This window comes from Pedobacter ginsenosidimutans, from assembly GCF_001442625.1.
Taxonomy (GTDB): Bacteria; Bacteroidota; Bacteroidia; order Sphingobacteriales; family Sphingobacteriaceae; genus Pedobacter; species Pedobacter ginsenosidimutans.
This window is the reverse complement of record NZ_LMZQ01000004.1, coordinates 212,880-236,067: the sequence shown is the minus strand read 5'-3', so window position 1 is coordinate 236,067 and position 23,188 is coordinate 212,880. Positions and strand designations below refer to the sequence as shown.

Genomic DNA, 23,188 nt, shown 5'->3' with positions numbered 1-23,188 from the left:
GTTTCTTCGGGTATTGCAGCCCCGCTTTTCATTTCAAGTCCTCTCCCGATGAAAATCGGGATGCGGGCTTTTCATTTCAATCGGGTTTAGGCACAAAGCAGAGCTGCTCTTGGCTTGGGCCTGTTACCTGCAAAGTGGAAAGCAGCTTGTTTAAACCTGATGGGAGTGGACTTTCATTTCCTGATAGATGAAATATGATCTTACTTTTCCAACAAGCTCAAAATGACATTAAATGTTTTACACTTCAGTTCTTCAATATCTTCAGCAACCAATCCCTTTGCCTCAATGGCTCCTCCAAATACTGTTCTAATCATCCCGGGGTTGAGTAGAAGTGGGTTTGTCCTTGGTAAGTGGGCTTTACTGTTCAATATCGCAAAAGGTAAAATCGGTGTTTGGGTTTCTATGGCTAAGCGAAAGGCGCCATCATAAAATGGATTTAAAGGCTTGTTTGATTTGTTCATTGTTCCTTCGGGGAATATCAAAATTGATTGTCCATCGGCCAGGTCTTTTCTCAGTTCAGCTACAGAATGGTCGCGGCTTTCTCTGCTACTTCGGTCGATCATCACCACTAAACGTTTGTAAATCCAACCAAATACCGGGATTTTAAGCATTTCGATCTTTCCTAGTGGACTGAAGGCCTGTGGAATGCAGATTACAATGGCAACAGCATCTAAGAACGAACTGTGATTGCCTAGGTAGATATAAGCCCGCGAAGTGTCAATTTTTTCTCCTTCGGCAGAAAACCATAGAAAAGTGAAAAGGCTAAAAGCCCAAGCCCAGAATTTTAGAAAATAGAAAGAAATTTTTCTTCCTGTTTTCTCCTTAAAAATACCTGTACTGATCAGAATAAAGGGGCAAACAATAAGCATGAGTATAAAAAATACAATTGCCGAATAGAGTAAATAAAATCCACCCACTAGTTTTCTCATGTTTATTAACGTTTATTTAACAGTTTGCAAGGTTAACAAATGTTAATTTTACAAAAATATCGGTAGATAGGAAAGTATTTCCCTTCATTAAGGAATGATAAATTAGTTTTTTGGTCAAGATGTAACAATTAGGGCAGAAAACAAACAACAGAACCGATCTGCTGTTAAAATAGAAAACCAATTTGCGCTACCAGATAATTTAATTTGCCATTTAACGCGATGAAGCATTTGAAAATTATTCCTCTATTGTTCATCTTAATACAGGGCTTAAAAATAAAGGCTCAGGATTTTGTACTTAAAGGTGTTGTAATTGAAAAAGGTTCAAATGTGCGGATTGCTTTGGCTGGGATTACCAACATACGTAGTAAAATGGGTGCAACAAGTAACGATATTGGCATGTTTCAGTTAAATACCCGGATTGGCGATACGCTATTAATTCAAAAAAGGAACCTGAATGAGCAAAAAGTGGTGGTTAAAACAGACGATGACCTGGTTGTTTATCTGATCAGAGGAAGTACTATGTTAGATGAGGTTACAGTTAAAGGGCAGACCAAAAAGCAGGAAATGGAAAGCATAAAAAGTGATCTGAAACGAAATGGTTCATTTTATGCGGGTAAACCGCCTTTAATTTTATTAAATCCATTTGGTGGAAGTCCGATAACTTTTTTTTATGAGCTTTTTGGAAAAACACCGGCAAGAGCGCGTAATTTTAACCGTTATTATAAAAAGGAGCTGAGCTTAATCGAGGTAGATAAATTTTTTAATAAAAGTTTAGTCTCGAACAATACTACATTAACAGGAAAAGATCTGGACAAATTTTTGCTAGATTATTACCCCACACGCAGCATGACCATTAATTGGAGCAATTACGATGCTGTTAAATACATCAAAGAATCGGCTAAGAAATATACCGATACTTTGAAACATACAAATTAACACACCATGAAATACTTTAAATTTGCCATTATACTCTTCGTTTTTACCTCAATCAGCTTCTTCGCAAAGGCACAGGATTTTATTGTGAAAGGTGTGGTGATCGAAAAAGGTTCGAATATCAGGATTGCCTTATCCGAAATTACCAACCTGCGTACAGGAATTGGCGTGGGCAGTAATGATATCGGTATGTTCCAGTTAAAAGCCAGAATCGGCGATACGCTGCTGGTAATTAAAAGGGATCTGATCGATCAGCGTGTGGTGGTAAACAGTGAAAAAGATCTGGTAATTTATCTGGTCAGAGGAAGTACTACGCTAGCCGATGTTACCATAAGGGGAAATACCAAAAAAGAGGATCTGGACGAAATTAAACGCGAATTTAAGAATAAGGGTGTATATAATGGTGGTAAAACAACCGTTTTGTCTGCTATATTCAGTCCGTTAAATGCACTATATAACTTATTTGGCACTGATCCTAAAAATGCACGGAGATTTGGCAGGTATGCCGATAATGAAATCAAACAATCGCAGATAGATGTATACTTCAACCAGAGTATTATTAAAAACAATACCGAATTGAGAGGCGATACCTTAGAGAAATACATGTTAAACTGTCGTCCGGAATTTGATAAGGCTCAATACTGGAACAGTTACGATTACATTAAATACATTAAAGAGTCTTCGAAGAAATTTACGGATACGTTAGGGAAGGGAAAGTAGGCTTTAGTCGGGAGTCCGATGTCGGAGGTACGAAGCACTAACTCATGCAGACAGTTATACAATTAACCTGTTGATATTCCAGCCCAATGAACCAATAACAATTGAACCAGTGAACTTTTTATATACTCAACGCTTCGCAAGCCTTCTCTGCTGCTAGTTTTTCAGCATTTTTCTTGTTATAATCCCGTCCGGTACCCACTTTTTCGCCTTCTACTACAGCACTAATGGTAAATAATTTGGCGCTTTCGCCTTCACCATTTTCTGCCAGTTCGAACATTACATCCTTACCATGGCGCTGGCACCATTCGATCAGTTTACTTTTGAAATTGGTTTCTGTAAGTTCTAAGGTGTGAATATCGATATGAGGTTTTACAATCCTGCGCAGTAGAAATTCTTTGGTAAAGTTGTAGCCCTTATCCATGTAGATGGCACCCACTATGGCTTCAAAAGCATCGCCCAGCATAGAATTGTGTTTGGTTTGTATACTCACCGAACGCTGATCGAACTGAATAAGCTTATCAAAACCAATTTTCTTTGCCAGCTGATTTAAATTAGCCCTGTTTACAATCTTCGAACGCATTTCGGTTAAAAAACCTTCTTCTTTGTAGGGATAATGTTTAAACAGCAGTTCTGCTATCACTGAACCCAGAACAGCATCGCCTAAAAATTCTAAACGTTCGTTGCTGCTCCTGCTTCCATTTTTTAAAACTTTTGCTACAGAACGATGCCTGAACGCCATTTTATAGAGCGTAACATTGCCTGGAACAAAGCCTAAAATGTTTTTCAGCTTTTTAACAAACTCCTTTTCGGGAGAGAGGTAAAGTTTATATAATTTTAATATCGGCATTAAATAAATAACACAATTAACGGCTAATTAGCATATTTAACTAAGTTATCTATTTTTAATTAGCATACAAAATTATATAGCAGGGCTGTTTTAAATTAATCTTCGTATTTCTTAAAAATAACAGAAGCATTATGGCCGCCAAAACCGAATGTATTACTTAAAGCAGCCCTAACGGTACGTTTTTGCGCTTTGTTAAAAGTAAAATTCAATTTAGGGTCAAATGCAGGATCATCTGTAAAGTGATTGATTGTTGGAGGAACAATATCATTTTTAACAGAAAGAATTGCTGCAATAGCCTCAATAGCTCCAGCTGCACCCAAAAGGTGGCCAGTCATCGATTTGGTTGAGCTGATGTTTAAACGATAAGCATCCTCACCAAATAATGTACCAATGGCTTTGGTTTCACTAATATCACCAAGAGGTGTAGAAGTACCGTGTACATTGATATAATCTATATCAGCAGTTGTTAAACCAGCATCTTTTAGTGCATTGGTCATTACCATTCTAGCGCCTAAACCTTCAGGATGCGGTGCAGTGATGTGATTAGCATCGGCACTCATTCCGCCGCCAACAAGCTCTGCATAAATTTTTGCACCTCTTGCTTTTGCATGTTCAAGTTCTTCTAAAATAATCGTTCCAGCACCTTCACCGGCTACGAAACCGTCACGGTCTTTATCAAAAGGACGTGATGCTGTTGCCGGATCTTCATTACGTGTTGATAATGCATGCATGGCATTAAAACCACCCATACCCGCTTCGTTAATGATCGCTTCAGAACCGCCACTGATAATTACATCAGCCATACCCAAGCGGATATAGTTAAATGCATCAATCATTGCGTTTGTTGAAGAAGCACATGCCGAAACGGTTGCAAAATTTGGCCCACGTAAGCCGTATTTGATCGAGATATGCCCTGGAGCAATATCAATAATCATTTTAGGGATAAAAAATGGATTGTATCTTGGCGTACCATCTCCCTTGGCAAAATTCGAAATTTCATCCAGGAAAGTTTTCAACCCACCTATGCCCGCGCCCCAGATTACACCGATCCGGTTGGTATCTAATTTTTCAAAATCAAAACCACCATCCTTCACAGCCTCATCTGTTGCTACAAGAGCATATTGTACAAACGGATCTAGCTTGCGGGCTTCTTTTTTCTCCAAAAAGTCTTCCGGATTAAAATTTTTAACCTCGCATGCGAATTTGGTTTTGAACTTTTCAGTATCAAAACCCTTAATAGGAGCAGCGCCACTCACCCCGTTAGTCAATCCTTCCCAAAAATCGGGAACATTATTGCCTATAGGAGTGAGCGCACCCAACCCTGTTACTACTACTCTTTTTAATTCCATTTATACTGAAAAAGCGTAATTCTATTTAACGTTTTTTTCCAAATAAGCAATCGCTTGACCAACTGTACCGATGGTTTCAGCCTGATCATCAGGAATAGCTACATTGAATTCTTTTTCAAATTCCATAATCAATTCTACGGTATCTAAAGAATCTGCACCTAAATCGTTGGTGAATGAAGCCTCTGGCGTAACTTCGCTTTCGTCAACACCTAGTTTTTCTACGATAATAGCCTTAACTCTTGAAGCAATATCAGACATAATTTTATAATTTAATGGTTAAATAATTCTGTGCAAAGAAAAATAAATTCTTACAATTTTCAAATGTTTTTATTTCGATACGTAATTTTGGTATCTCAATAACACAGCGAATATAGAATTAGTTTTTTAATTTCGTTCTGTAAATAATTTATTTCGCTTTGAATAAGACTTACCTAAAACTTACCTTAGACCTTGATTTTATACTAATTGCGATCACAGCACCTTTAAAAGACTATGTGCTTTGCCACAAAATTAATACCCGGTTAAATACTCAATTTGAAAAAATAGAAGATCATGAAATATTTTTTAATATCGACGAACCAGCCTGGTCTTTCTCGAAATATTACTTTTTTGTAGAGCAAGGTGAGGTAGAATACTACTTAATTTGCAATAAAAGCAGCGATGGTTTTCTAATTCCGGAGATGAACAAGGTAGATTTTTTTATTATTATTAAAGAATTTATTGATAAGGAAGATTTAGATTATTTAATCAACGGTTTAAATAAACTGCCTGATATACAGGTGGCTGCAAAGATAGATCCGACCAAGTTAAAGAGCCGTGAGAATTTGGTAATATAAAAATTATATACTTGGTGTATTAAATACACTATATTTGACGGTTACAAACAAAGAACAAAAGAACAAAATATATAAAATTTGATGCAGTTTGATTATTTTAGATAATAATTAATGCTTTAAACTGCATTGCTAAAATCAATTAATTAAATGAAACCTTTTCATTCGAGAACTAAAATTGTTGCCACGCTTGGGCCTGCATCAGCAAAACCAGATGTATTATATAGTATGTTTAACGCAGGTTTAGATGTTTGCCGCTTAAACTTTTCGCACGGATCACAAGCAGATCACCAGGCGGTTTTGGATACCATCCGCGATTTAAACAAAAAATACGATTATAATGTAGGTATCCTTGCCGATTTACAAGGTCCTAAAATCCGTATCGGTTTAGTAAAAGAAGGTGGCATTAACCTGATCAATGGTAAAACTACCGTAATTACTACTAACGAATGTATTGGTAACGAAGAACGTATTTACATCACTTACCAAAACTTCCCTCAGGATGTTCAGGCGGGCGAAATTATCCTTTTGGATGATGGAAAGCTTCAAATGAAAGTGATTTCTACCAACTTAAAGGATGAAGTAGTTTGTGAGATTGTTCACGGTGGTATTTTAACTTCAAGAAAAGGTGTAAACCTTCCAAATACTAAAGTTTCTATTCCTTCATTAACACCAGAAGACCGCGAAAACTTAGAATTTGTTTTAGAAAATGATGTAGAATGGATCGGTTTATCTTTCGTGCGTAAGGCAGAAGATATTATCGAACTTAAAAAAATTATAGCAGAACGTGGTAAAACAGCCCGTGTAATTGCCAAAATCGAAAAACCAGAAGCCATTGCCAATATCGACGAGATTATTGCGGTAACCGATGGTATTATGGTTGCCCGTGGCGATTTAGGTGTTGAATGTCCGATGGAAGAAGTTCCATTATTACAAAAAATGATCGTTGCTAAATGTAGAGCAGCTTCTAAACCTGTAATTGTGGCGACACAAATGTTAGAGAGTATGATCACTACACCTCGCCCAACACGTGCAGAGGTGAATGATGTGGCGAATTCTGTTTTAGATGGCGCTGACGCAGTAATGTTAAGCGGCGAAACTTCAGTTGGTGAATTTCCGTTGATCGTGATCGAAACCATGCAAAAAATTATCCAGAACATTGAGCAGAACAACTATCCTTTCAATCCTGATAAATTTTTAAAACCAAAATCGCCATCTTTCTTAAGTGATGCCATTTGCGATTCAGCTTGTTTCTTAGCGAAACAAACTAACGCGGTAGGTATTGTATCGATGACTTTAAGCGGTTACACTGCTTTCGAAATCTCAAGTCACCGTCCGGAAGCTTTAACCTTTATTTTTACCAGCAACAGAGCATTATTAAATGCGGTAAGTTTACTTTGGGGTGTAAGAGGTTTTTATTACGATAAGTGGGAAAGTACCGATAACACCATTATCGAGGTTAACGAATTCTTGAAAAGTAAGAAACTGGTTAAACAAGGTGATATCATTATCAATACTGCTGCCATTCCAATGGAAGCAAAAGGTAAAACCAACATGTTAAAAATTACGGTTATAGATTAATTTCTAATATCATATTTAAAAATGCTCCTGATTTTAATCGGGAGCATTTTTTTTACCAATAAAAAATATACTTTTGCAATCCAGCACGGAGAGGTGTCAGTCCACAGGACCCCTATGGGGAGTGTTGATCGAGCACGCTTGGAAAGTAGGGGCTAATAAATTAATCTTTGTGCAATAAAAGATAATTATGTTTTATAGTTATATTTTGAAAAGCGAGAAAGATGGGAAGTACTATTATGGGAGTACTGAAAACCTGGAAATAAGATTAATCAAACATAGTAAGGGAGATGTAAAATCGACGAAAGCTAGGCGCCCTTTCATCATTCACTTTTTTGAAGAATTTAATTCAAGAAGTGAAGCTTTTAGAAGAGAACAATATTATAAGTCTGTAAATGGCTACATTTATTTGAAACAAAATAACATCATATAACCGGAGAGGTGTCAGAGTGGTCGATCGAGCACGCTTGGAAAGCGTGTGTACTGCAAGGTACCGCGGGTTCGAATCCCGCCCTCTCCGCTTTAGATCCAACCCAGTTCTAATTAAAAGAATGCCTAAACTCCAGGGGAGATAAATGCGTCTTTGTTTTAAAAAACTTACTGAATGATTGTGGATGCTCAAAACCTAGCTGGTAGGCAATTTCACTCACCGACAATTCAGTCGTCGAAAGTTTTTCTTTTGCTTTTTCAACTAACTTTTCGTGAATAAGTTGCTGGGTATTTTGTCCAGTCAAAGCCCTGAGCATATCGCTTAAATAACGTGGCGAAAGGTTTGCTTCTGCGGCCAGATATTCAACTGTTGGCAATCCGTTAACCAAAGATTTTTCATCAGTAAAATAATCCTCCAATAAGTGCTCTACTTTAGTCAGTACATCATTATTCACCACCTTTCGGGTAATAAACTGACGTTTGTAAAAACGATTGCTATAATTGAGCAACACTTCGATGTAAGACACCAACACATCCTGGCTAATTTCATCAATTGAAGTGTTCAGTTCCTCATTAATATTATCGAATAGTCCTAAAATTATTTTCTTCTCCTTGTCTGACAGAAATAATGCTTCATTGGTTTCGTACGAGAAAAAACCATATTTCTTTATGGTCGATCCTAGCGGATAGTTCCGAATGAGGTCGGGATGGAACAGAAGTGTAGCCCCGTAATATTTAGCTTCATTATCGGCAGAAATCAACTGGTTTGGTGAAGTAAACATCATACCGCCCTCGTTAAAGTCGTAATAACCCTGTCCATAGCCCATTCGGCCCGTTGTTGAATATTTATAGGAAATCTTATAAAAGTTGAAAAAAAACGGACGATCTAACATTTCTGTGTCGGTGACCATCAGCGAATTATCGACCAAACTGATCAACGGATGGACAGGTTTGGGAACCTGCAGCAACGCATGTATTTCAGAGATTGTTGAAATGCGTAAAGGGGCTTTCTTTTCCATAATATAAAAGTACAAATATTAGGGCAACACAAATCATTGGGCTGCATTGCCCTCGGTAATTAATTACCTAAAAATACCTTGGCGAAATCGGCCCTGAAAGCTTCATCACCCTGTGCCAGTCGCTGTGCATATAAAGCCTTGGCATCTTCACCAGCTACGTAGCGCAGTTTGTTTTTGCCATCTGTAGCTGCTTCGTACACAACTGCAGCAATTTGCTCAGGAGAAGAAGCTGTTTCCATCATTGAACCAAAACCCGCCATCATTGCTTGTACCATCGGATCATAATCTTCGTTGCTTGCCAGTTCTAAAGAGCGGCCCGAAAAATCTGTTGCAATTCCACCTGGCGATACGGTTTTGATGTTGACACCAAAAGTGTTTAGCTCAAAAGCCATGCTTTCGCTCCAGCCTTCCAATGCCCATTTTGTAGCATGATAGGTTGAGCCTAGTGGGAAAGCGATTAATCCGCCGATAGAAGTTGTAGAGATAAACAAACCTTCTTTCTTTGCTCTGAAATAAGGAATGAATGCTTGCGTAACACGGATTACACCCAACAGATTTGTGTTAAGTTGTTTTACGATCTGTTCGTCGCTCAGCGCTTCTAATGGGCCAATTAAGCCATAGCCAGCATTGTTAAATACGACATCTACACCTTGTTCAATTGCTTTTTTTGCAGTCGATTGGATCTGAGCAAGGTCGGTCACATCCAAAGGAAGTACGGTAACGTTGCTTAATGCACTTAATTCTGTATCTTTTTCAGGGTTGCGCATGGTGGCAATTACATTCCAACCTTTGCGCTGAAATAATTTGGCAGCAGCATTTCCCAAACCTGTAGAAGCTCCTGTAATAAAAATTGTCTTTTGCATTTTCTATTGTTTTAAATTAACAATACAAAGTTGCGGCAAAGCGCAAATGCTGATGTAGCCAAATTGAGTTTGCTTGTAGTCTAAATGACAGCAGTTTTTTTAAAGGGAAGCTAAAGCGCCTTGTTTGGGAGAAAATCCGAGATAATTTTATCGTAATTATTGCCGCTTTGTTGTAAGGATAACGCCAATACTTCTACCATTATTGCGCTTGGAAAAATATAGTTAAAAAACGTTGTTTGGGTACTTTATAGCTTATATTTTTGGCTTTTTACTTCCTTTAAAATTGAGTTTAAGATGTTGATAAACAAAGCTAAGTTGGTTTCGAAAGACTAAGGAAGAACCAAATATCTACCAGATAAAAAAACGAAATGGAATGAGCAAATATGTAATTGGTTTTCACGAAATCGGCAGGTCTGATGTTTTAGAAGTTGGAGGCAAAGGTGCCAATCTTGGCGAGCTATCCAAAATTGAAGGGATACAAGTGCCCGATGGCTTTTGCATAACAACCGAAGCTTATAAAAAAGTAACAGCAAACAACAGGGAACTGAATGGCTTTTTGGACGAATTGAGCCAGCTTAAACCAGGAGATCTGCAGGCGGTTAGTAAAACCAGTGCAAAAATCAGGGCACTTATTGAAAACATATCCATTCCGGATGATGTTGCCCAAGAGATCGAAAGTTATCTTGCCAATTTTAATAAACAGGAGGCCTTTGCTGTCCGATCGAGTGCAACCGCCGAAGACCTGCCAACAGCATCTTTTGCAGGACAGCAGGATACTTACCTGAACATTATCGGAAAAACAGCCATCTTTAAACATATCAGCAAGTGCTGGGCATCATTATTTACCGATAGGGCTGTAATTTATCGCCTCCAGAACGGTTTTGACCATCGGAAAGTGCAATTATCTGTCGTTGTGCAGAAAATGATCTTTCCTCAGGCAGCAGGAATCTTATTTACAGCAGATCCGGTTTCCGGGAATCGGAAAATGTTATCCATTGATGCCAGTTTTGGGCTGGGTGAAGCACTGGTTTCGGGCCTGGTAAATGCTGATAATTATCAAGTGTGTAATCGCAGGATTATCAATAAAAAAATATCAATTAAGAAACTGGCTATTTATGCCTTAAAGGATGGCGGTACAAAATCTCAAGCGCTTTCAGCGGAAGAGCAAAATAGGCAAGTGCTTACAGATGAACAAATTTTACAGATCGAGCAGCTGGGTAGAAAGATCGAAGCACATTTTGGTAGCCCCCAGGATATTGAATGGTGTTTGGTTGACGATATCTTTTATATTGTTCAGAGTAGGCCAATTACTACTTTATATCCCATTCCAGAAACAAACGACGCTGAAAATCATGTGTATATATCTGTAGGCCATCAGCAAATGATGACTGATGCCATGAAGCCACTAGGGCTATCGTTATGGCAGTTAAGGGCAGCCAGGCCAATGTTTAAAGCCGGAGGAAGATTGTTTGTTGATGTAACAGATAGTCTGGCTACCCCAGCTGGGAGGGCGAATTTATTAGATGCGATGGGACAGCACGATCCGCTCATCAAAGATGCATTGATCACCATCACAGAAAGAGACGACTTTATAAAACAACTACCAGATGATGGAAAAGGACCAGTGCTGGTCAAGAGTACTAAGGGCCTGTCGGCTGCTGATATTTTAGCGCAAATAGGAAACGACCCTGCTATCGTTGCTGGTCTGATCAAAACTAATGAGGCATCAGTAGAAACACTAAAACAAAATATCCAAACGAAATCGGGCCCAGATCTTTTTGGTTTTATTCTTCAAGATATTGAGCAATCAAAGAAGATGATATTTGATTCGCAACATATGGGGGTGATCATTGCCGCGATGAATGCTTCATCCTGGCTCAATGAAAAGATGGAAGAATGGTTGGGTGAAAAAAATCCGGCAGATACACTGTCTCAGTCGGCACCCAACAATATCACTTCAGAAATGGGCTTGGCACTATTGGATGTTGCAGATGTAATCCGTCCTTATCCAGCGCTAAGTAATTATTTACAAGAGACAAAGAAGGGTGATTTTTTAGATGACCTGATTCAATTTGATGGTGGAAAGGAAACGCAGAATGCAATCTTCGCATATCTCGAAAAATACGGAATGCGGTGTGCGGGAGAAATTGATATTACGAATACACGCTGGAGCGAAAAACCATCGATATTAATTCCCTTAATCCTTAGCAATATCAAAAACTTTGAGCCCGATGCTGGTAAGCGAAAATTTGAGCAGGGGAAACAGGAAGCTTTAAAAAAGGAAAATGAATTATTAGGTAGATTGGCTCATTTACCAGATGGTGAACAAAAAGCCCCGGAAACAAAACAAATGATCAGTCTGCTCCGAAATTTTGCGGGTTATCGTGAATATCCAAAATACGGTATTGTTAACCGCTTTTTCGTTTATAAGCAGGCTTTACTAAAAGAAGTCGAAAAGCTCGTAGATGCTCATGTTTTTCATGAAAAGGAAGATAGCTATTACCTCACTTTTGAAGAACTTCGTGAAGTGGTACGCACACATCAAATAGATTACCAGCTTATTGTTAAACGAAAAGAAGAGTACAGCAAATACGAGAAACTTACGCCGCCACGGGTAATTACCTCTGATGGCGAGGTTATCACAGGGAAGTACAATCGTAAGAACCTTCCGGCAGAGGCCATTGTAGGTTTAGCGGTTTCTTCAGGAATGATTGAAGGACGGGCACGTGTAATCCTAAACATGGAAGATGCTGATCTGGAAGATGGGGATATACTGGTTACCTCATTTACCGACCCCAGCTGGACGCCGTTGTTCGTTTCAATAAAAGGTCTGGTCACCGAAGTTGGTGGATTAATGACTCATGGTGCTGTGATAGCAAGAGAATATGGCCTGCCAGCGGTTGTTGGTGTAGAAAATGCCACCAAACTGATCAAAGACGGACAGCACATTAGGTTGAACGGAACGGATGGGTATGTGGAAATATTAAAAAATTAAACAAATAGGCCATCATATATAACGGCCTATTTGCATTGATAACCTCAATTTATTTCCTCATCGAAATCACTGTTTGTAAAACCACTGAAGTCATTACAAAAGCTAAACCGATATAAAATGACAGGTTCAATTCTTTACCCTCGTTAAAAAAAATAAAGGCGAGTATTATTGCATAAACGGGTTCCAGATTAAAGCTGAGGTTCACCGTAAAAGCAGAAATGCGCTTTAAAGATTCGGCAAACAAAACATAGAGGCCAACTGTACAAAAAGAGGCCAGCAAAATGAGGTAGCCTGTATCTTTTAAACTCGGGATTATGGTTTCGACAGGGAAGAAATGTAGATACATAGGGAGTAAAACACCCAAGCCTACTGTTCCGCCAAGCATCTGGTAGTAGTTGATGAGTCTACTATCATAAACCTTTACCAGTCTTTCGTTATAAACGGTATAAAGCGCGGCAAAAGCAGAAGATATTACGCCTAACCCGATACCCAGTTGATAGGACGAATCGAAGTGGAAAATAAGCGCGATTCCAAACAGGGTAAGCAAGCTTAATAATATTTCTGATAGATTAAACCGATATCGGTTAATGAGAGGAGCAAAAATTGCCGTGAAAAAGCTGGTTAAGCAGTAGCACACCACACCGACTGAGATATTCGAATATTTAATGCTGGCATAGAAAAATACCCAGTGAACGGTAATAAACATCCCGATTTTCGAAATGTTAAACTTCCCGTTTAGTTTAATATCGGTTTTTACCTTAAATAGTTTTAAAACCAACCATAAAATAATTGCGGAGAAAAAGACCCTGTACCAAACTAAAAGACCTTCATTAAGGGATATGAGTTTACCGAATATGCCGGTAAAGCCTGCAAGTATTACAGCGAAGTGTAATACCAAATATGATTTTTTCATAAAGAATTATCTGCCCGTCCAAAAAAAGGACATGAATTAAAAATTAATAAATAAAACGGTTCTGGTCAATGTCAAGATGCCGATAACAAAATCGACTGGATGCTCATTGCATACCAATATGCTATTTATTAAGGTTTAGGTGGAGGAAGACAACTCTTTCTGTTCATATCTACTGTTTGAGGTAAAGATAATAAAAAATGTAAGATGGAGAATGGTTGATAGATTTGCCCCTAGGTTGATCTGCGGAATCAGCTAGGTGCATTAAGTTATAGGTTGACCGCAGATTGAAGAAGATTATGTGCTCCCAGCGCTGTACCCTTCATGCCTTCTCTCCGTGTTCTTTGTGGTTAAAAACGATATACCACCTAAATTTGTATCATGATTAATACCAATCATTTCCTAAAACAGTCTTATTTTTAGCGCAAGATTAACTAACATGATGAATAAATATTGGCTTACCGTAACGGCTTGTACTTTGGCCATTACAGCAAATGCTCAACAGAAGGCTTTAACCGTTAAAGATTACGAAAGAGCGGAAAGTTTTATGAGCTATAATACCGCAAAGTACATCGACCATGCCAGCGTGCAACCTAACTGGCTGGAGGGCGATAAATTCTGGTACACCACTAAAACCAATGGCACTGAACAGACTTTTTTGGTAGATCCGGTAAAGAAAACAAAAACTTTAACTACCGATTATAAAGGTAGTGCAATGCCATCACGTCGCGGGGCTGGGCGTAATGAAGTCTTATCTCCCGATGGGAAAAAAACCATTTTAATTAAAGATTACAACCTTTTTGTTAAAGATGTAGCCACCGGAAAATTAACACAATTGACCACTGATGGCATTAAGGATTATGGTTATGCTACCGATAATGCGGGATGGAAACATAGCGACGCGCCAATTTTGCGCTGGTCACCTGATTCGAAAAAGATAGCCACTTTTCAACAAGACCAAAGAAACTCAAAAGAAATGTACCTGGTAACCACAAATGTTGGCGCGCCAGTATTAAAAGCCTGGAAATATCCTTTACCTGGCGATAAGCAGATCGCAACCATTAGAAGGGTAGTGATTGATGTAGAAAACGCTAAGGTAGTTTCGCTAAATATCCCTGCAGATCAACACCGTGCTACTTTAAGCGATGATATTTCGAGTAGTGGTACTTTTGATGATATCGACTGGAAAGCCGATGGAACTGAAGTGGCATTTGTATCTACCTCCCGCGATCATAAAAATGAAAAATTCCGCATTGCGAATACCACAACGGGTGCGGTTCGCGAAGTTTTCGAAGAAACGGTAAAAACACAGTACGAATCTGGCCAGGGAGCCATCAACTGGCGTTACCTTCCGGCGTCTAAAGAGATTATCTGGTACTCGGAAAGAGATGACTGGGGGCATTTATATTTATACGATGCTACCAGTGGAAAATTAAAAAACCAGATTACCAAAGGCGATTTCGTAGTAACCCGTTTAGTTAAAGTAGACGAAAAAACACGCACGCTTTACTTCATGGCTAACGGCCGGGAAAAAGGCAATCCTTATTTCAGTCATTTATACAAAATCAGTTTCAATGGAAAAAATCTAGCATTGTTAACCCCTGAAGAAGGAAACCATCAGGTAGTATTTTCTCCATCATTCGAATATTTCGTAGATACTTATTCGCAACCAGATGTACCAGCCGTTACGGTTTTAAGAAGTATCAGCGGAAAACTGATCAACACTTTAGAGAAAACAGATGTATCTAGATTAACTGCTATTGGCTGGAAAGCACCTATCCCGGTTTCTGTTAAAGCCAAAGATGGTAAAACCGATATCTACGGATTGGTTTTCACACCGACAAAAATGGATGCAGGGCAGAAATATCCGGTTATCGATTATATTTATCCAGGTCCTCAGGGCGGTAGTGTAGGTAGTTGGTCTTTCGCGGCCTCACGTGGCGATAACCAGGCTTTGGCGGAGCTGGGCTTTATTGTAGTGGTAATAGAAGGAACAAGTAATCCAGACCGCTCTAAAAGTTTTCATGATATGAGCTATGGTAATATGGCTGAAAATACTTTGCCTGATCAGATCGCAGCCATCAGACAGCTCTCTGCCAAATATCCTATTGATACAACAAAAGTAGGCATCTGGGGGCATTCGGGTGGAGGTTTTGCTACTGCTGCGGCCATGTTCCGTTATCCGGATTTCTTTAAAGTAGGGATTTCTGAATCAGGTAATCATGAAAATAGAAACTACGAGGACGATTGGGGCGAACGTTACAATGGTTTAGTAGAAAATTCTGATTACGAAGCACAAGCCAATCAGAACTATGCTAAAAACCTAAAGGGAAAACTGATGCTGGTGCACGGTATGATGGATGATAATGTACCACCCTACAATACACTATTAGTTGTAGAGGCATTAGAAAAAGCAAATAAATCTTTCGATCTGGTTATTTTTCCAAATAGTGCACACGGTTATGGGGAATACTCGCCTTATATGACGCGTCGCCGTTGGGACTACTTTGTACAACATCTTTTAGGAGCAGAACCACCTAAAGATTACCAGATGAAAGGCCCCACAGCAAGATAATTTTTAAAGACTTTATTTTTTTGATTGAACCCCAAAAGTTGTACAAAACTTTTGGGGTTCACTATTTATATCAAAATTGGCCACAATTTTTGTTATGTTTTCCGAGTCTCCGTGACTAAATATATCTTCAAATAACTTTTCTCAAAGCAAATCTATGTGTAAAGGTAACGGGAATCAATTTTAAATTCATACTACCAAAAAGTCAACTTGTAGCCTTTTAAGGCTTTGTCTGTGTTATTAATACTCAATTGCTACCTGGCCAAACCCTCTTTGTCACATCTTATAAATCGCAGCAGTTCTCCGATAGCAAGTTGCCTCGATAAATTATTTTCCTTTTTATGGTTTTACATAATTTATAAGCTATCTTCATATTATTAAATGGATAAGAGGTGTAAGCTTAATCTTTCATCACAGACACTTAATCATTACATTAACCAAATACTAAACTAAATCACAATAGTTCAGGTTCCTATTCGTAGGGATCCGATTTATTGTACCGAAAATTATGAGACAATTGAAACTGTTTATCATTTTATCCCTCCTGCTTTCTTTCATTACCGGCCAGCCGCTGCCTATTGCCAGCAGTTTTGAAAATAAAGGAAATGATCTTTACAATTATCAAAATACGCCAACAAAATGCCTTTCGCTTGTAGATAAGAATAAATATGAGTTAAAAATGCTCAATCATATTGACATCACAAATGTCGGGAACGATCCCGTAAATTTTGGATTGTCCCACTGCACAAATATTAAAGGTATAATCAACTAATACGAACATAAAAAATAGAAACTATGAAACATACTCCACCTTAAATCAGAAAATTCTGAATCCTTAACTACTCCTAATTTTCTAACCAATTAATTAAATCAATTATGAACATTACTTTAACAGGCAATCGGTCTGTTTTATCCCTAAAACAGAAATTGTATTCATTAAAGAAACTGATAGGCTTAAGTCTCCTGATGCTACTATTGAGCACAGCGGCTTTTGCCCAAATCACCGTAAAAGGTATAATATACGATAGTGATAAAATGCCTTTAGCGGGCGCAACTGTACAGTTAACCGGTACTAGTACAAGAACTCAAAGCGATGCTGAAGGTAAATATCAGATTACTGCTCCAACTGGAACAGCCCGACTAACGGTCAGTTTTGTGGGTTATGAATCACAAACTGTAAATATCAATAATCAAACCCTGCTTAACATTACCTTAAGTTCGCTCAATAACCTCGAAGCTGTTGTGGTTGTCGGTTATGCATCGGTTAGAAAAAATGATTTAACAGGTGCGGCAACAACCGTATCGGCCAAAGATTTTAATAAAGGCCCGCTAAATGCCCCCGATCAGTTAATACAGGGTAAAGTTGCAGGTGTACAGATGATCAATAACAGTGGGCAACCGGGTGGTGCCTCTACCGTTCGGATAAGGGGTAATTCTGCCATTACCGGAACCGGACAGCCCCTTTATGTAGTCGATGGAGTAGCACTTGATGGACGATCGGCAAGACCATCAACCAGTGCAGGTATCGGTACCGCGCCCGATGGTAACCCGCTAAACTTTATCAATCCGGCCGATATCGAATCGATGGAGATATTAAAAGATGCATCGGCTACAGCAATTTATGGTTCGCGTGCTGCCTATGGTGTGGTTTTAATTACCACTAAAAGAGGAAAATCAGGTGAGACCAAAGTTGATGTAAGTGCATCTGCAGGCGTAAGTAACATTGCAAGACGGGTTGATGTTTTAACGGGCGATGAATACCGTGCAGCATTAAAAAAATATAACCTCACCACTGGCGATTTCGGCAGCAACGTAGATGCGCTGGATGCCATTACCCGTACAGCTTACAACCAGAATTATTCTGTAGGGATAAGCGGTGGCAATAACGGAAACACTTTCCGGGCATCCCTCGGCTATCAGAACCAGCAGGGAATCATTAAATCAACCGATTTTAAAAAATACAGTGCAGGCTTTAACGGTAATTTCAAATTTTTGGAAAGTAAAAAGCTGGGGCTGGACATTAACATGATCAGCAACCAGTACCTGGAAAGTATAGCCCCAATTACTACTGATGCAGGTTTTACAGGAAGTTTAATTTCTCAGGCACTATCGTGGAACCCTACGCAGTCTTTTTATAATCCTGATGGAAGTTTATTTATCGATTACGGTTCTACCACCATCAACCCTTTGGCTGCCCTGGCTGCGAATAACGATAAAGCTAAAGTTTCGACTATTTTAGGAAGCGTTTCTCCTTACTATAAAATTACGCCGTGGTTAGAATATCGTATGCTTGCCAGTGTTAATTACAGCACAGGTATCAGAAGAGCATCAACCAGAAGTACTTTAAATCTTCAGGGTATTCAGCCTTCTGGAGATTTCTTAGGCGGATATGCGAGTTATTCCAATACAGAACTAGTAACACAACAATTTACAAATACTTTAAATTTTAATAAGGAGATTGTAAATAAACTAAATGCAAATGTAGTACTCGGATATGAATACTCAAATTTTATAAATAAAAGCGCAGTTAACACTGCAACTGGATTTGGTGATCTTCCTCTCGACTATACTGATGCATTTGAAGCTACTCTAAAGTCGAACAGGACATTTGTAACAAGCAACGATCCTACAACTGAATTGCAATCATATTTCGCCAGGGGTATTTTTAACTATGATAATAAATACATATTAACAGCAACAATTAGATCTGATGGTTCAACCAAGTTTGGTGCAAATAATAAATATGGGTATTTTCCTTCATTTGCAATAGCCTGGAACATTAAAGAAGAAAGTTTTTTTACCGATGTGAAGTGGGTAGATCTATTAAAAATTAGAGCTGGTTATGGTAAAACAGGTAATCAGGATTTTCCTTCCGGCTCGTCCCAACAGCGTTTTGTGTATAGAACACCTAGTAAGGCCGGAGATCCTATACCCCAGGTAGGTATAAATAATCAAAACGATAACCTAAAATGGCAGGAAGATAAACAAACTAACATTGGTGTAGATTTTGGACTATTTGGAAATAAAATAACGGGAAGTATCGATTATTTTAACAAAACAACAAAAGATCTATTATATCCGCAGACAGCATTTGCTCCTGCAGAGCAAGGAAATGTAATTACATGGAAAAATTTGAATGGTGAGATTATCAACAAAGGCTTGGAGATCAATCTGAATACCAATATCATCGAAAAGGATAACGTATCATGGTCCTTAGGTGGTAATGTAACTTATATCAAAAACACAGTCAAAAATTTAAATGATTTAATAAAAACGGGTTCATTAAGCGGTCAGGGGTTAAGCGATGTAACTACTGAGGTTATTCAAAATGGCTTGCCATTGTTTGCTATGGTAACCAGACAATACAACGGCTTAGGTGCGAATGGCTTTTCCTTATATACTGATGATGGGTTTACAAAATATTATGTTGGTAATCCTAATCCAAAATTTATTATGGGGCTGAGTACAAATATTAGGTATAAAAAAATATCTTTTACTGCAAATTTTAATGGAGCATTCGGACAAAGTATTTATAATAATACCGCAAATTCTGTATTAGCGATTTCAAACTTGGGCAATAGAAATGTCTCATCAGGATTATTAAATTCAGAGATTCAGGAATCACTTGCTAATCCTATTGCAGCATCATCTAGGTATATAGAAAAAGGAGACTACATAAAATTGGCTAATGCTACCATTAATTACAATATCGGCAACATTGGTAAAGCAATCAAATCGCTAAATGTTTATGTTAACGGGCAAAATCTTTTCGTTATTACCAAATACACAGGCTTTGACCCAGAAGTCAATATAAATAAAAGTGTTAATGGTGTTCCTTCAGCGGGTATAGATTATACTGCTTATCCAACAGCAAGGACGTTCAATTTTGGTGTTAATTTTTCTCTATAACTTAATTTTTTTCAATATGAAAAATAAATATATTTTATGCTTTGGAGTAATAGCTATTACTTTTTCAGCTTGTACAAAACTTGATGAAGATCTGCACGGGCAAGTAAATTCGGGAACACTTTCTCAGGGGAATGTACCAGGATTAATTTCTGCAGCTTATATTGCTATGCGAGGCCCATATCAAGCGCCTTGGAATTGGTCTGCATTACAGGAAGTTACTTCAGATGAAGCAATTGTTCCTACTAGAGCTGGTGATTGGGATGATAATGGTGCATGGAGAGCGCTTCATTTACACAAATGGGCAGCAGACGATGGAAGAATATCCGGTGTCTTTAGGGATTTAAATAGTATCAGTTATGCAGCTACAACTGTTTTAAGATTTAATCCTACTGCAGCACAAGCTGCGGAAGCTCGTTTTCTTAGAGCTTTCGCTCAATTTTCTATTTTAGATGGCTGGGGACAAGTTCCTTACCGTGACACAGGGGAAGGTGTAACACTTCCTTCTAAGGTTAGAAATGCAGCTGATGAAATTGCTTATTTAATTACCGAATTAAATGCTATTATTCCTGATTTACCAAACGGGCCTGCAAATGTGGCGAATAAGAATGCCGCTAAAACACTTTTAATGAAAATTTACCTTAATAAAGGTGCTTTCCTAAATCGTGCTGCGCCAACTTTCGATGCTGCGGACATGGCGAAAGTAATCGCTTTAGCTGATGAGATTTCAACTGGTGGGTATGTATTATCAGCAAACTATTTCGATAACTTTGCACCTACGAACAATGTTTTATCTAAAGAAAATATTTTTACTGCTGAAAATACTGCAGGAAATGATGGTAGCGATTTAGATGGACAATGGAAATGTACTTTACACTATAACCAAAATCCTAATGGCTATAATGGCTTTTCTTCATTATCTAACTTCTACAATAAGTTTGAGGCTGGCGATAAAAGAAGGGGTGGGAGCTACACCGGACAAACAAACATTTCTGGCATCAGGGTTGGTTTTCTTATCGGCCAGCAGTTTGACCAAAATGGTGTTGCTTTGAAAGACAGAAAAGGTAATCCTTTAGCCTTTACACCAGAAGTCGCAATTATTGAACGTGATCCAAACCATCTAGAAGTTGCAGGTATTAGGGTAGTTAAATACCCAATAGATTACCCTAATGCAGGCTCTAAAAAGCCTGATAATGACTGGGTTTATTTCCGTTACGCCGATGTATTATTAATGAAAGCAGAGGCCCAGTTAAGAACATCGCAGCCGGCTCCTGCCTTAGCGATTGTGAATTCGATCAGAACCGTTAGGGGCGCTTCAATTTTACCAAATTTAACATTGGATATTTTATTGGACGAACGTGGACGTGAGTTATACTGGGAAAGCTTTAGGAGACAGGATTTAATCCGTTTTGGTAAATTTCTCGCTGCATGGCAGGAAAAACCAGCAAGTGAGGCTAAATACCTGCTTTTTCCTATCCCCGATAATCAACTTGGTAACCCCAACCTGATACAAAATCCGGGTTATTAAAATTTAATATCTACACCAGAGGCCGTAACGGTTAGCAGGCTGATTATATTCTGTTAACGGTACGGCCTCTTTATTTTTATAAAAATCGATTGGAAAAAACATGAAAAAAGAAGTGTTTACTTAATTGTTTTTCATCAGTTTTAAGAGTACTCCGTTTGTCCAACCGAAGCCATCCTGAAGTGGATATTCCCCGCCTCCACCTTTACTGTCCGTTTCTACCACATTATACTTCTCCATTAATTTGCCAGTGCCTTTAAATACAGAAATATTAAGGTTTATCCATCTCATGCTAATGGTGTCGGCCAGTTTATTGTATCCATAATTGCGCAATCCCGCAATGCTAATGTATTGCAGCGGTGCCCATGCATTTGGCGAATCCCATTGCTCTTTTGTAGTAGTTAATGTGGTAACTAAGCCACCTGTTTTAAGAAAATTCCTTTCCACTTTTTCTTTAACAGCTTTGGCCTGTGCCAATGTTGCCAATTTAAAATACAATGGAAATGCTGCTGCAAGTGTAAGCTGGTTAGAAAGTGATCGGCTTTTCCAATTATCATCAGTAAAAAAGCCCTGTTTTTTGTTCCAGAAGTATTTTAGGATAGCTATTTTACGCAGATTAGCTTTTTTATTAAATAGAGCAGCCTTTGTTTTGTTGCCTGCCTCGTTGTTTGCCGTAGCAATGGCAGTTTCGAGATTATATAATAAAGTATTTAAATCAACCGGAAGCAAATCCGTGGTAATAATCTGGTTGTAACTTTTACCATCGGCAAACCACCTGCTGCTAAAATCCCAACCCGATTCTGCAGCAGAGCGTACATTTCTAAGAAACGTGGACGGAACCTGTTTGGTTAATTTAGCGGCTTCAAAATCCTCCCTGTACGATTCTTCGCGGGGCTGATCGCCGGCATCATAGTAACGGTTTAAAATAGCGCCGTCAGCAAGTTTTACTACATGGTTTATCGCCTTGCCATTGCTTAACTGACTAGCCCCTTTCATCCAAAAATTATATTCTTTTTCCAGAACGTCCTTATAATCTGCAAGTTTTACATTTTTATCATGCTGGGTAAGCAACTGAACCATAGCAGCAAAAAACGGGGGCTGCGAACGTGTTAAATAATAAGTACGGTTTCCATTGGGGATAAAACCATATTTATTAATGAGGTAAGCGAAATTGTCAACCATATCTTTTATGGTTTTTGATCTGCCGGCCTTTTGCAAACCGAGCATTGTAAAATAAGAATCCCAATAATAAATTTCCCTGAACCGGCCACCGGGAACAATATAGGGCTTCGGTAATGGCAGCAGTGATGTTTGGTAGATGGAAGCCGTATCTGGATCTCTTTTTAAAACCGTCCATAAGGTATCCAGGTGTTTTTCAATACCTGCACTAATATTTGATTGGTAAGTCGCATGATGGCTTTCTGGCATATTAAAATATTCATTTACGAATGCCGTTAAGTTAAAATTTTGGTTGTTTTTTAGTGTGTTATAAGCCTTCATGATTTCTGAAGGACTCTTTTTTGGAATGGCATCTGCAAAAGATTTACTATCAGGATAAATTCTTGCCATTTGAACTTTCTCAAATAAATCGGGATAGGTTTGCCTCGGACTTAATTCGTTTTGTGCAAATAACTGGCTAGAGATAAATAATAAGCAGGTAAGCACCATCATTTTAATGCTTAACAAATTTTGATTCATCATATTGCTGTTTTATTAAATATAATTAATTTATCATAAAATTTAACTTCTTTTACCTTGACGAAGCAAAAAGAACCCCGAC

18 protein-coding genes and 1 tRNA gene are annotated in these 23,188 nt (G+C 38.4%); 11 read left to right on the top strand and 8 right to left on the bottom strand.

The features are described 5' to 3' along the window. Positions 1-200 precede the first annotated feature (200 nt). Positions 201-929: a lysophospholipid acyltransferase family protein gene (locus ASU31_RS08095; RefSeq protein ID WP_057931855.1), complete on the bottom strand. Its 729-nt coding sequence runs from the start codon at positions 927-929 to the stop codon at positions 201-203. 219 nt (positions 930-1,148) lie between these two features. Here ASU31_RS08095 and ASU31_RS08090 point away from each other — a divergent pair, with 219 nt between their 5' ends. Further along, on the top strand, positions 1,149-1,865 hold the full coding sequence (locus ASU31_RS08090) for a hypothetical protein (RefSeq protein ID WP_057931854.1): 717 nt from the start codon (positions 1,149-1,151) through the stop codon (positions 1,863-1,865). A 6-nt stretch (positions 1,866-1,871) separates the two neighbouring features. Then, complete coding sequence (locus tag ASU31_RS08085) at positions 1,872-2,582, top strand: hypothetical protein (RefSeq protein ID WP_057931853.1); 711 nt, start codon at positions 1,872-1,874, stop codon at positions 2,580-2,582. A 118-nt stretch (positions 2,583-2,700) separates the two neighbouring features. On the opposite strand, the gene rnc is transcribed toward ASU31_RS08085, so the two are convergent. The 3 genes from rnc to ASU31_RS08070 all read right to left on the bottom strand — a co-directional run bounded on the left by rnc (position 2,701) and on the right by ASU31_RS08070 (position 5,036). Further along, positions 2,701-3,429 carry a ribonuclease III gene (gene rnc / locus ASU31_RS08080; RefSeq protein WP_025145353.1) on the bottom strand — a complete coding sequence of 243 codons (729 nt, stop codon included), beginning with the start codon at positions 3,427-3,429 and terminating at the stop codon, positions 2,701-2,703. Positions 3,430-3,524: 95 nt separating this feature from the next. Continuing rightward, positions 3,525-4,778 carry a beta-ketoacyl-ACP synthase II gene (gene fabF, locus ASU31_RS08075; RefSeq protein WP_029274997.1) on the bottom strand — a complete coding sequence of 418 codons (1,254 nt, stop codon included), beginning with the start codon at positions 4,776-4,778 and terminating at the stop codon, positions 3,525-3,527. Positions 4,779-4,799: 21 nt separating this feature from the next. After that, positions 4,800-5,036 carry an acyl carrier protein gene (locus ASU31_RS08070; RefSeq protein WP_008508386.1) on the bottom strand — a complete coding sequence of 79 codons (237 nt, stop codon included), beginning with the start codon at positions 5,034-5,036 and terminating at the stop codon, positions 4,800-4,802. Between the two features lie 158 nt (positions 5,037-5,194). Between ASU31_RS08070 and ASU31_RS08065 the strand changes: the two genes are divergently transcribed. From ASU31_RS08065 to ASU31_RS08050, 4 genes are all read left to right on the top strand, one after another. Further along, a complete protein-coding gene (locus ASU31_RS08065) occupies positions 5,195-5,614 on the top strand; it encodes an IPExxxVDY family protein (protein WP_057931852.1) in 420 nt (139 codons plus the stop codon). A 147-nt stretch (positions 5,615-5,761) separates the two neighbouring features. Next, the gene (pyk, locus tag ASU31_RS08060) at positions 5,762-7,192 is read left to right on the top strand and encodes a pyruvate kinase (protein ID WP_057931851.1); all 1,431 of its coding nucleotides are present in this window, start codon (positions 5,762-5,764) and stop codon (positions 7,190-7,192) included. Positions 7,193-7,379: 187 nt separating this feature from the next. After that, the gene (locus tag ASU31_RS08055; RefSeq protein ID WP_057931850.1) at positions 7,380-7,622 is read left to right on the top strand and encodes a GIY-YIG nuclease family protein; all 243 of its coding nucleotides are present in this window, start codon (positions 7,380-7,382) and stop codon (positions 7,620-7,622) included. Positions 7,623-7,624: 2 nt separating this feature from the next. Continuing rightward, positions 7,625-7,709: transfer RNA gene (locus ASU31_RS08050), tRNA-Ser, on the top strand. A 19-nt stretch (positions 7,710-7,728) separates the two neighbouring features. On the opposite strand, the gene ASU31_RS08045 is transcribed toward ASU31_RS08050, so the two are convergent. After that, a complete protein-coding gene (locus ASU31_RS08045; protein ID WP_057931849.1) occupies positions 7,729-8,637 on the bottom strand; it encodes a helix-turn-helix domain-containing protein in 909 nt (302 codons plus the stop codon). Positions 8,638-8,696: 59 nt separating this feature from the next. Further along, positions 8,697-9,500 (bottom strand): SDR family oxidoreductase, encoded by an 804-nt coding sequence (locus tag ASU31_RS08040; protein ID WP_057931848.1) that lies wholly within the window; start codon positions 9,498-9,500, stop codon positions 8,697-8,699. 373 nt (positions 9,501-9,873) lie between these two features. Here ASU31_RS08040 and ppsA point away from each other — a divergent pair, with 373 nt between their 5' ends. Beyond that, on the top strand, positions 9,874-12,495 hold the full coding sequence (ppsA, locus tag ASU31_RS08035) for a phosphoenolpyruvate synthase (RefSeq protein ID WP_057931847.1): 2,622 nt from the start codon (positions 9,874-9,876) through the stop codon (positions 12,493-12,495). A gap of 49 nt (positions 12,496-12,544) precedes the next feature. On the opposite strand, the gene ASU31_RS08030 is transcribed toward ppsA, so the two are convergent. Further along, entirely contained in the window at positions 12,545-13,408 is an 864-nt protein-coding gene (locus tag ASU31_RS08030; protein ID WP_057931846.1) for a DMT family transporter, read from the bottom strand. Positions 13,409-13,844: 436 nt separating this feature from the next. Between ASU31_RS08030 and ASU31_RS08025 the strand changes: the two genes are divergently transcribed. The 4 genes from ASU31_RS08025 (at position 13,845) to ASU31_RS08010 (ending at position 21,411) form a co-directional block, all read left to right on the top strand. Then, entirely contained in the window at positions 13,845-15,980 is a 2,136-nt protein-coding gene (locus tag ASU31_RS08025; protein WP_245224504.1) for a S9 family peptidase, read from the top strand. A 505-nt stretch (positions 15,981-16,485) separates the two neighbouring features. Beyond that, complete coding sequence (locus ASU31_RS08020) at positions 16,486-16,749, top strand: hypothetical protein (protein WP_057931844.1); 264 nt, start codon at positions 16,486-16,488, stop codon at positions 16,747-16,749. A gap of 104 nt (positions 16,750-16,853) precedes the next feature. After that, positions 16,854-19,886 (top strand): SusC/RagA family TonB-linked outer membrane protein, encoded by a 3,033-nt coding sequence (locus tag ASU31_RS08015; RefSeq protein WP_245224503.1) that lies wholly within the window; start codon positions 16,854-16,856, stop codon positions 19,884-19,886. A 16-nt stretch (positions 19,887-19,902) separates the two neighbouring features. Beyond that, positions 19,903-21,411, top strand: a complete 1,509-nt coding sequence (locus ASU31_RS08010) for a RagB/SusD family nutrient uptake outer membrane protein (protein ID WP_057931843.1) — start codon at positions 19,903-19,905, stop codon at positions 21,409-21,411. Positions 21,412-21,531: 120 nt separating this feature from the next. Here ASU31_RS08010 and treF read toward each other — a convergent pair whose 3' ends face one another. Further along, positions 21,532-23,109 (bottom strand): alpha,alpha-trehalase TreF, encoded by a 1,578-nt coding sequence (gene treF / locus ASU31_RS08005; RefSeq protein ID WP_057931842.1) that lies wholly within the window; start codon positions 23,107-23,109, stop codon positions 21,532-21,534. Positions 23,110-23,188 lie beyond the last annotated feature (79 nt).

Coding starts and splice junctions, on each gene's coding strand:
- ppsA (WP_057931847.1), top strand. CDS start 9,874: ATGAGCAAATATGTAATTGGTTTTCACGAAATCGGCAGGTCTGATGTT.
- fabF (WP_029274997.1), bottom strand. CDS start 4,778: ATGGAATTAAAAAGAGTAGTAGTAACAGGGTTGGGTGCGCTCACTCCT.
- ASU31_RS08020 (WP_057931844.1), top strand. CDS start 16,486: ATGAGACAATTGAAACTGTTTATCATTTTATCCCTCCTGCTTTCTTTC.
- pyk (WP_057931851.1), top strand. CDS start 5,762: ATGAAACCTTTTCATTCGAGAACTAAAATTGTTGCCACGCTTGGGCCT.
- ASU31_RS08010 (WP_057931843.1), top strand. CDS start 19,903: ATGAAAAATAAATATATTTTATGCTTTGGAGTAATAGCTATTACTTTT.
- ASU31_RS08085 (WP_057931853.1), top strand. CDS start 1,872: ATGAAATACTTTAAATTTGCCATTATACTCTTCGTTTTTACCTCAATC.
- ASU31_RS08070 (WP_008508386.1), bottom strand. CDS start 5,036: ATGTCTGATATTGCTTCAAGAGTTAAGGCTATTATCGTAGAAAAACTA.
- ASU31_RS08055 (WP_057931850.1), top strand. CDS start 7,380: ATGTTTTATAGTTATATTTTGAAAAGCGAGAAAGATGGGAAGTACTAT.
- ASU31_RS08045 (WP_057931849.1), bottom strand. CDS start 8,637: ATGGAAAAGAAAGCCCCTTTACGCATTTCAACAATCTCTGAAATACAT.
- ASU31_RS08090 (WP_057931854.1), top strand. CDS start 1,149: ATGAAGCATTTGAAAATTATTCCTCTATTGTTCATCTTAATACAGGGC.
- treF (WP_057931842.1), bottom strand. CDS start 23,109: ATGATGAATCAAAATTTGTTAAGCATTAAAATGATGGTGCTTACCTGC.
- rnc (WP_025145353.1), bottom strand. CDS start 3,429: ATGCCGATATTAAAATTATATAAACTTTACCTCTCTCCCGAAAAGGAG.
- ASU31_RS08030 (WP_057931846.1), bottom strand. CDS start 13,408: ATGAAAAAATCATATTTGGTATTACACTTCGCTGTAATACTTGCAGGC.
- ASU31_RS08040 (WP_057931848.1), bottom strand. CDS start 9,500: ATGCAAAAGACAATTTTTATTACAGGAGCTTCTACAGGTTTGGGAAAT.
- ASU31_RS08095 (WP_057931855.1), bottom strand. CDS start 929: ATGAGAAAACTAGTGGGTGGATTTTATTTACTCTATTCGGCAATTGTA.
- ASU31_RS08015 (WP_245224503.1), top strand. CDS start 16,854: ATGAACATTACTTTAACAGGCAATCGGTCTGTTTTATCCCTAAAACAG.
- ASU31_RS08025 (WP_245224504.1), top strand. CDS start 13,845: ATGATGAATAAATATTGGCTTACCGTAACGGCTTGTACTTTGGCCATT.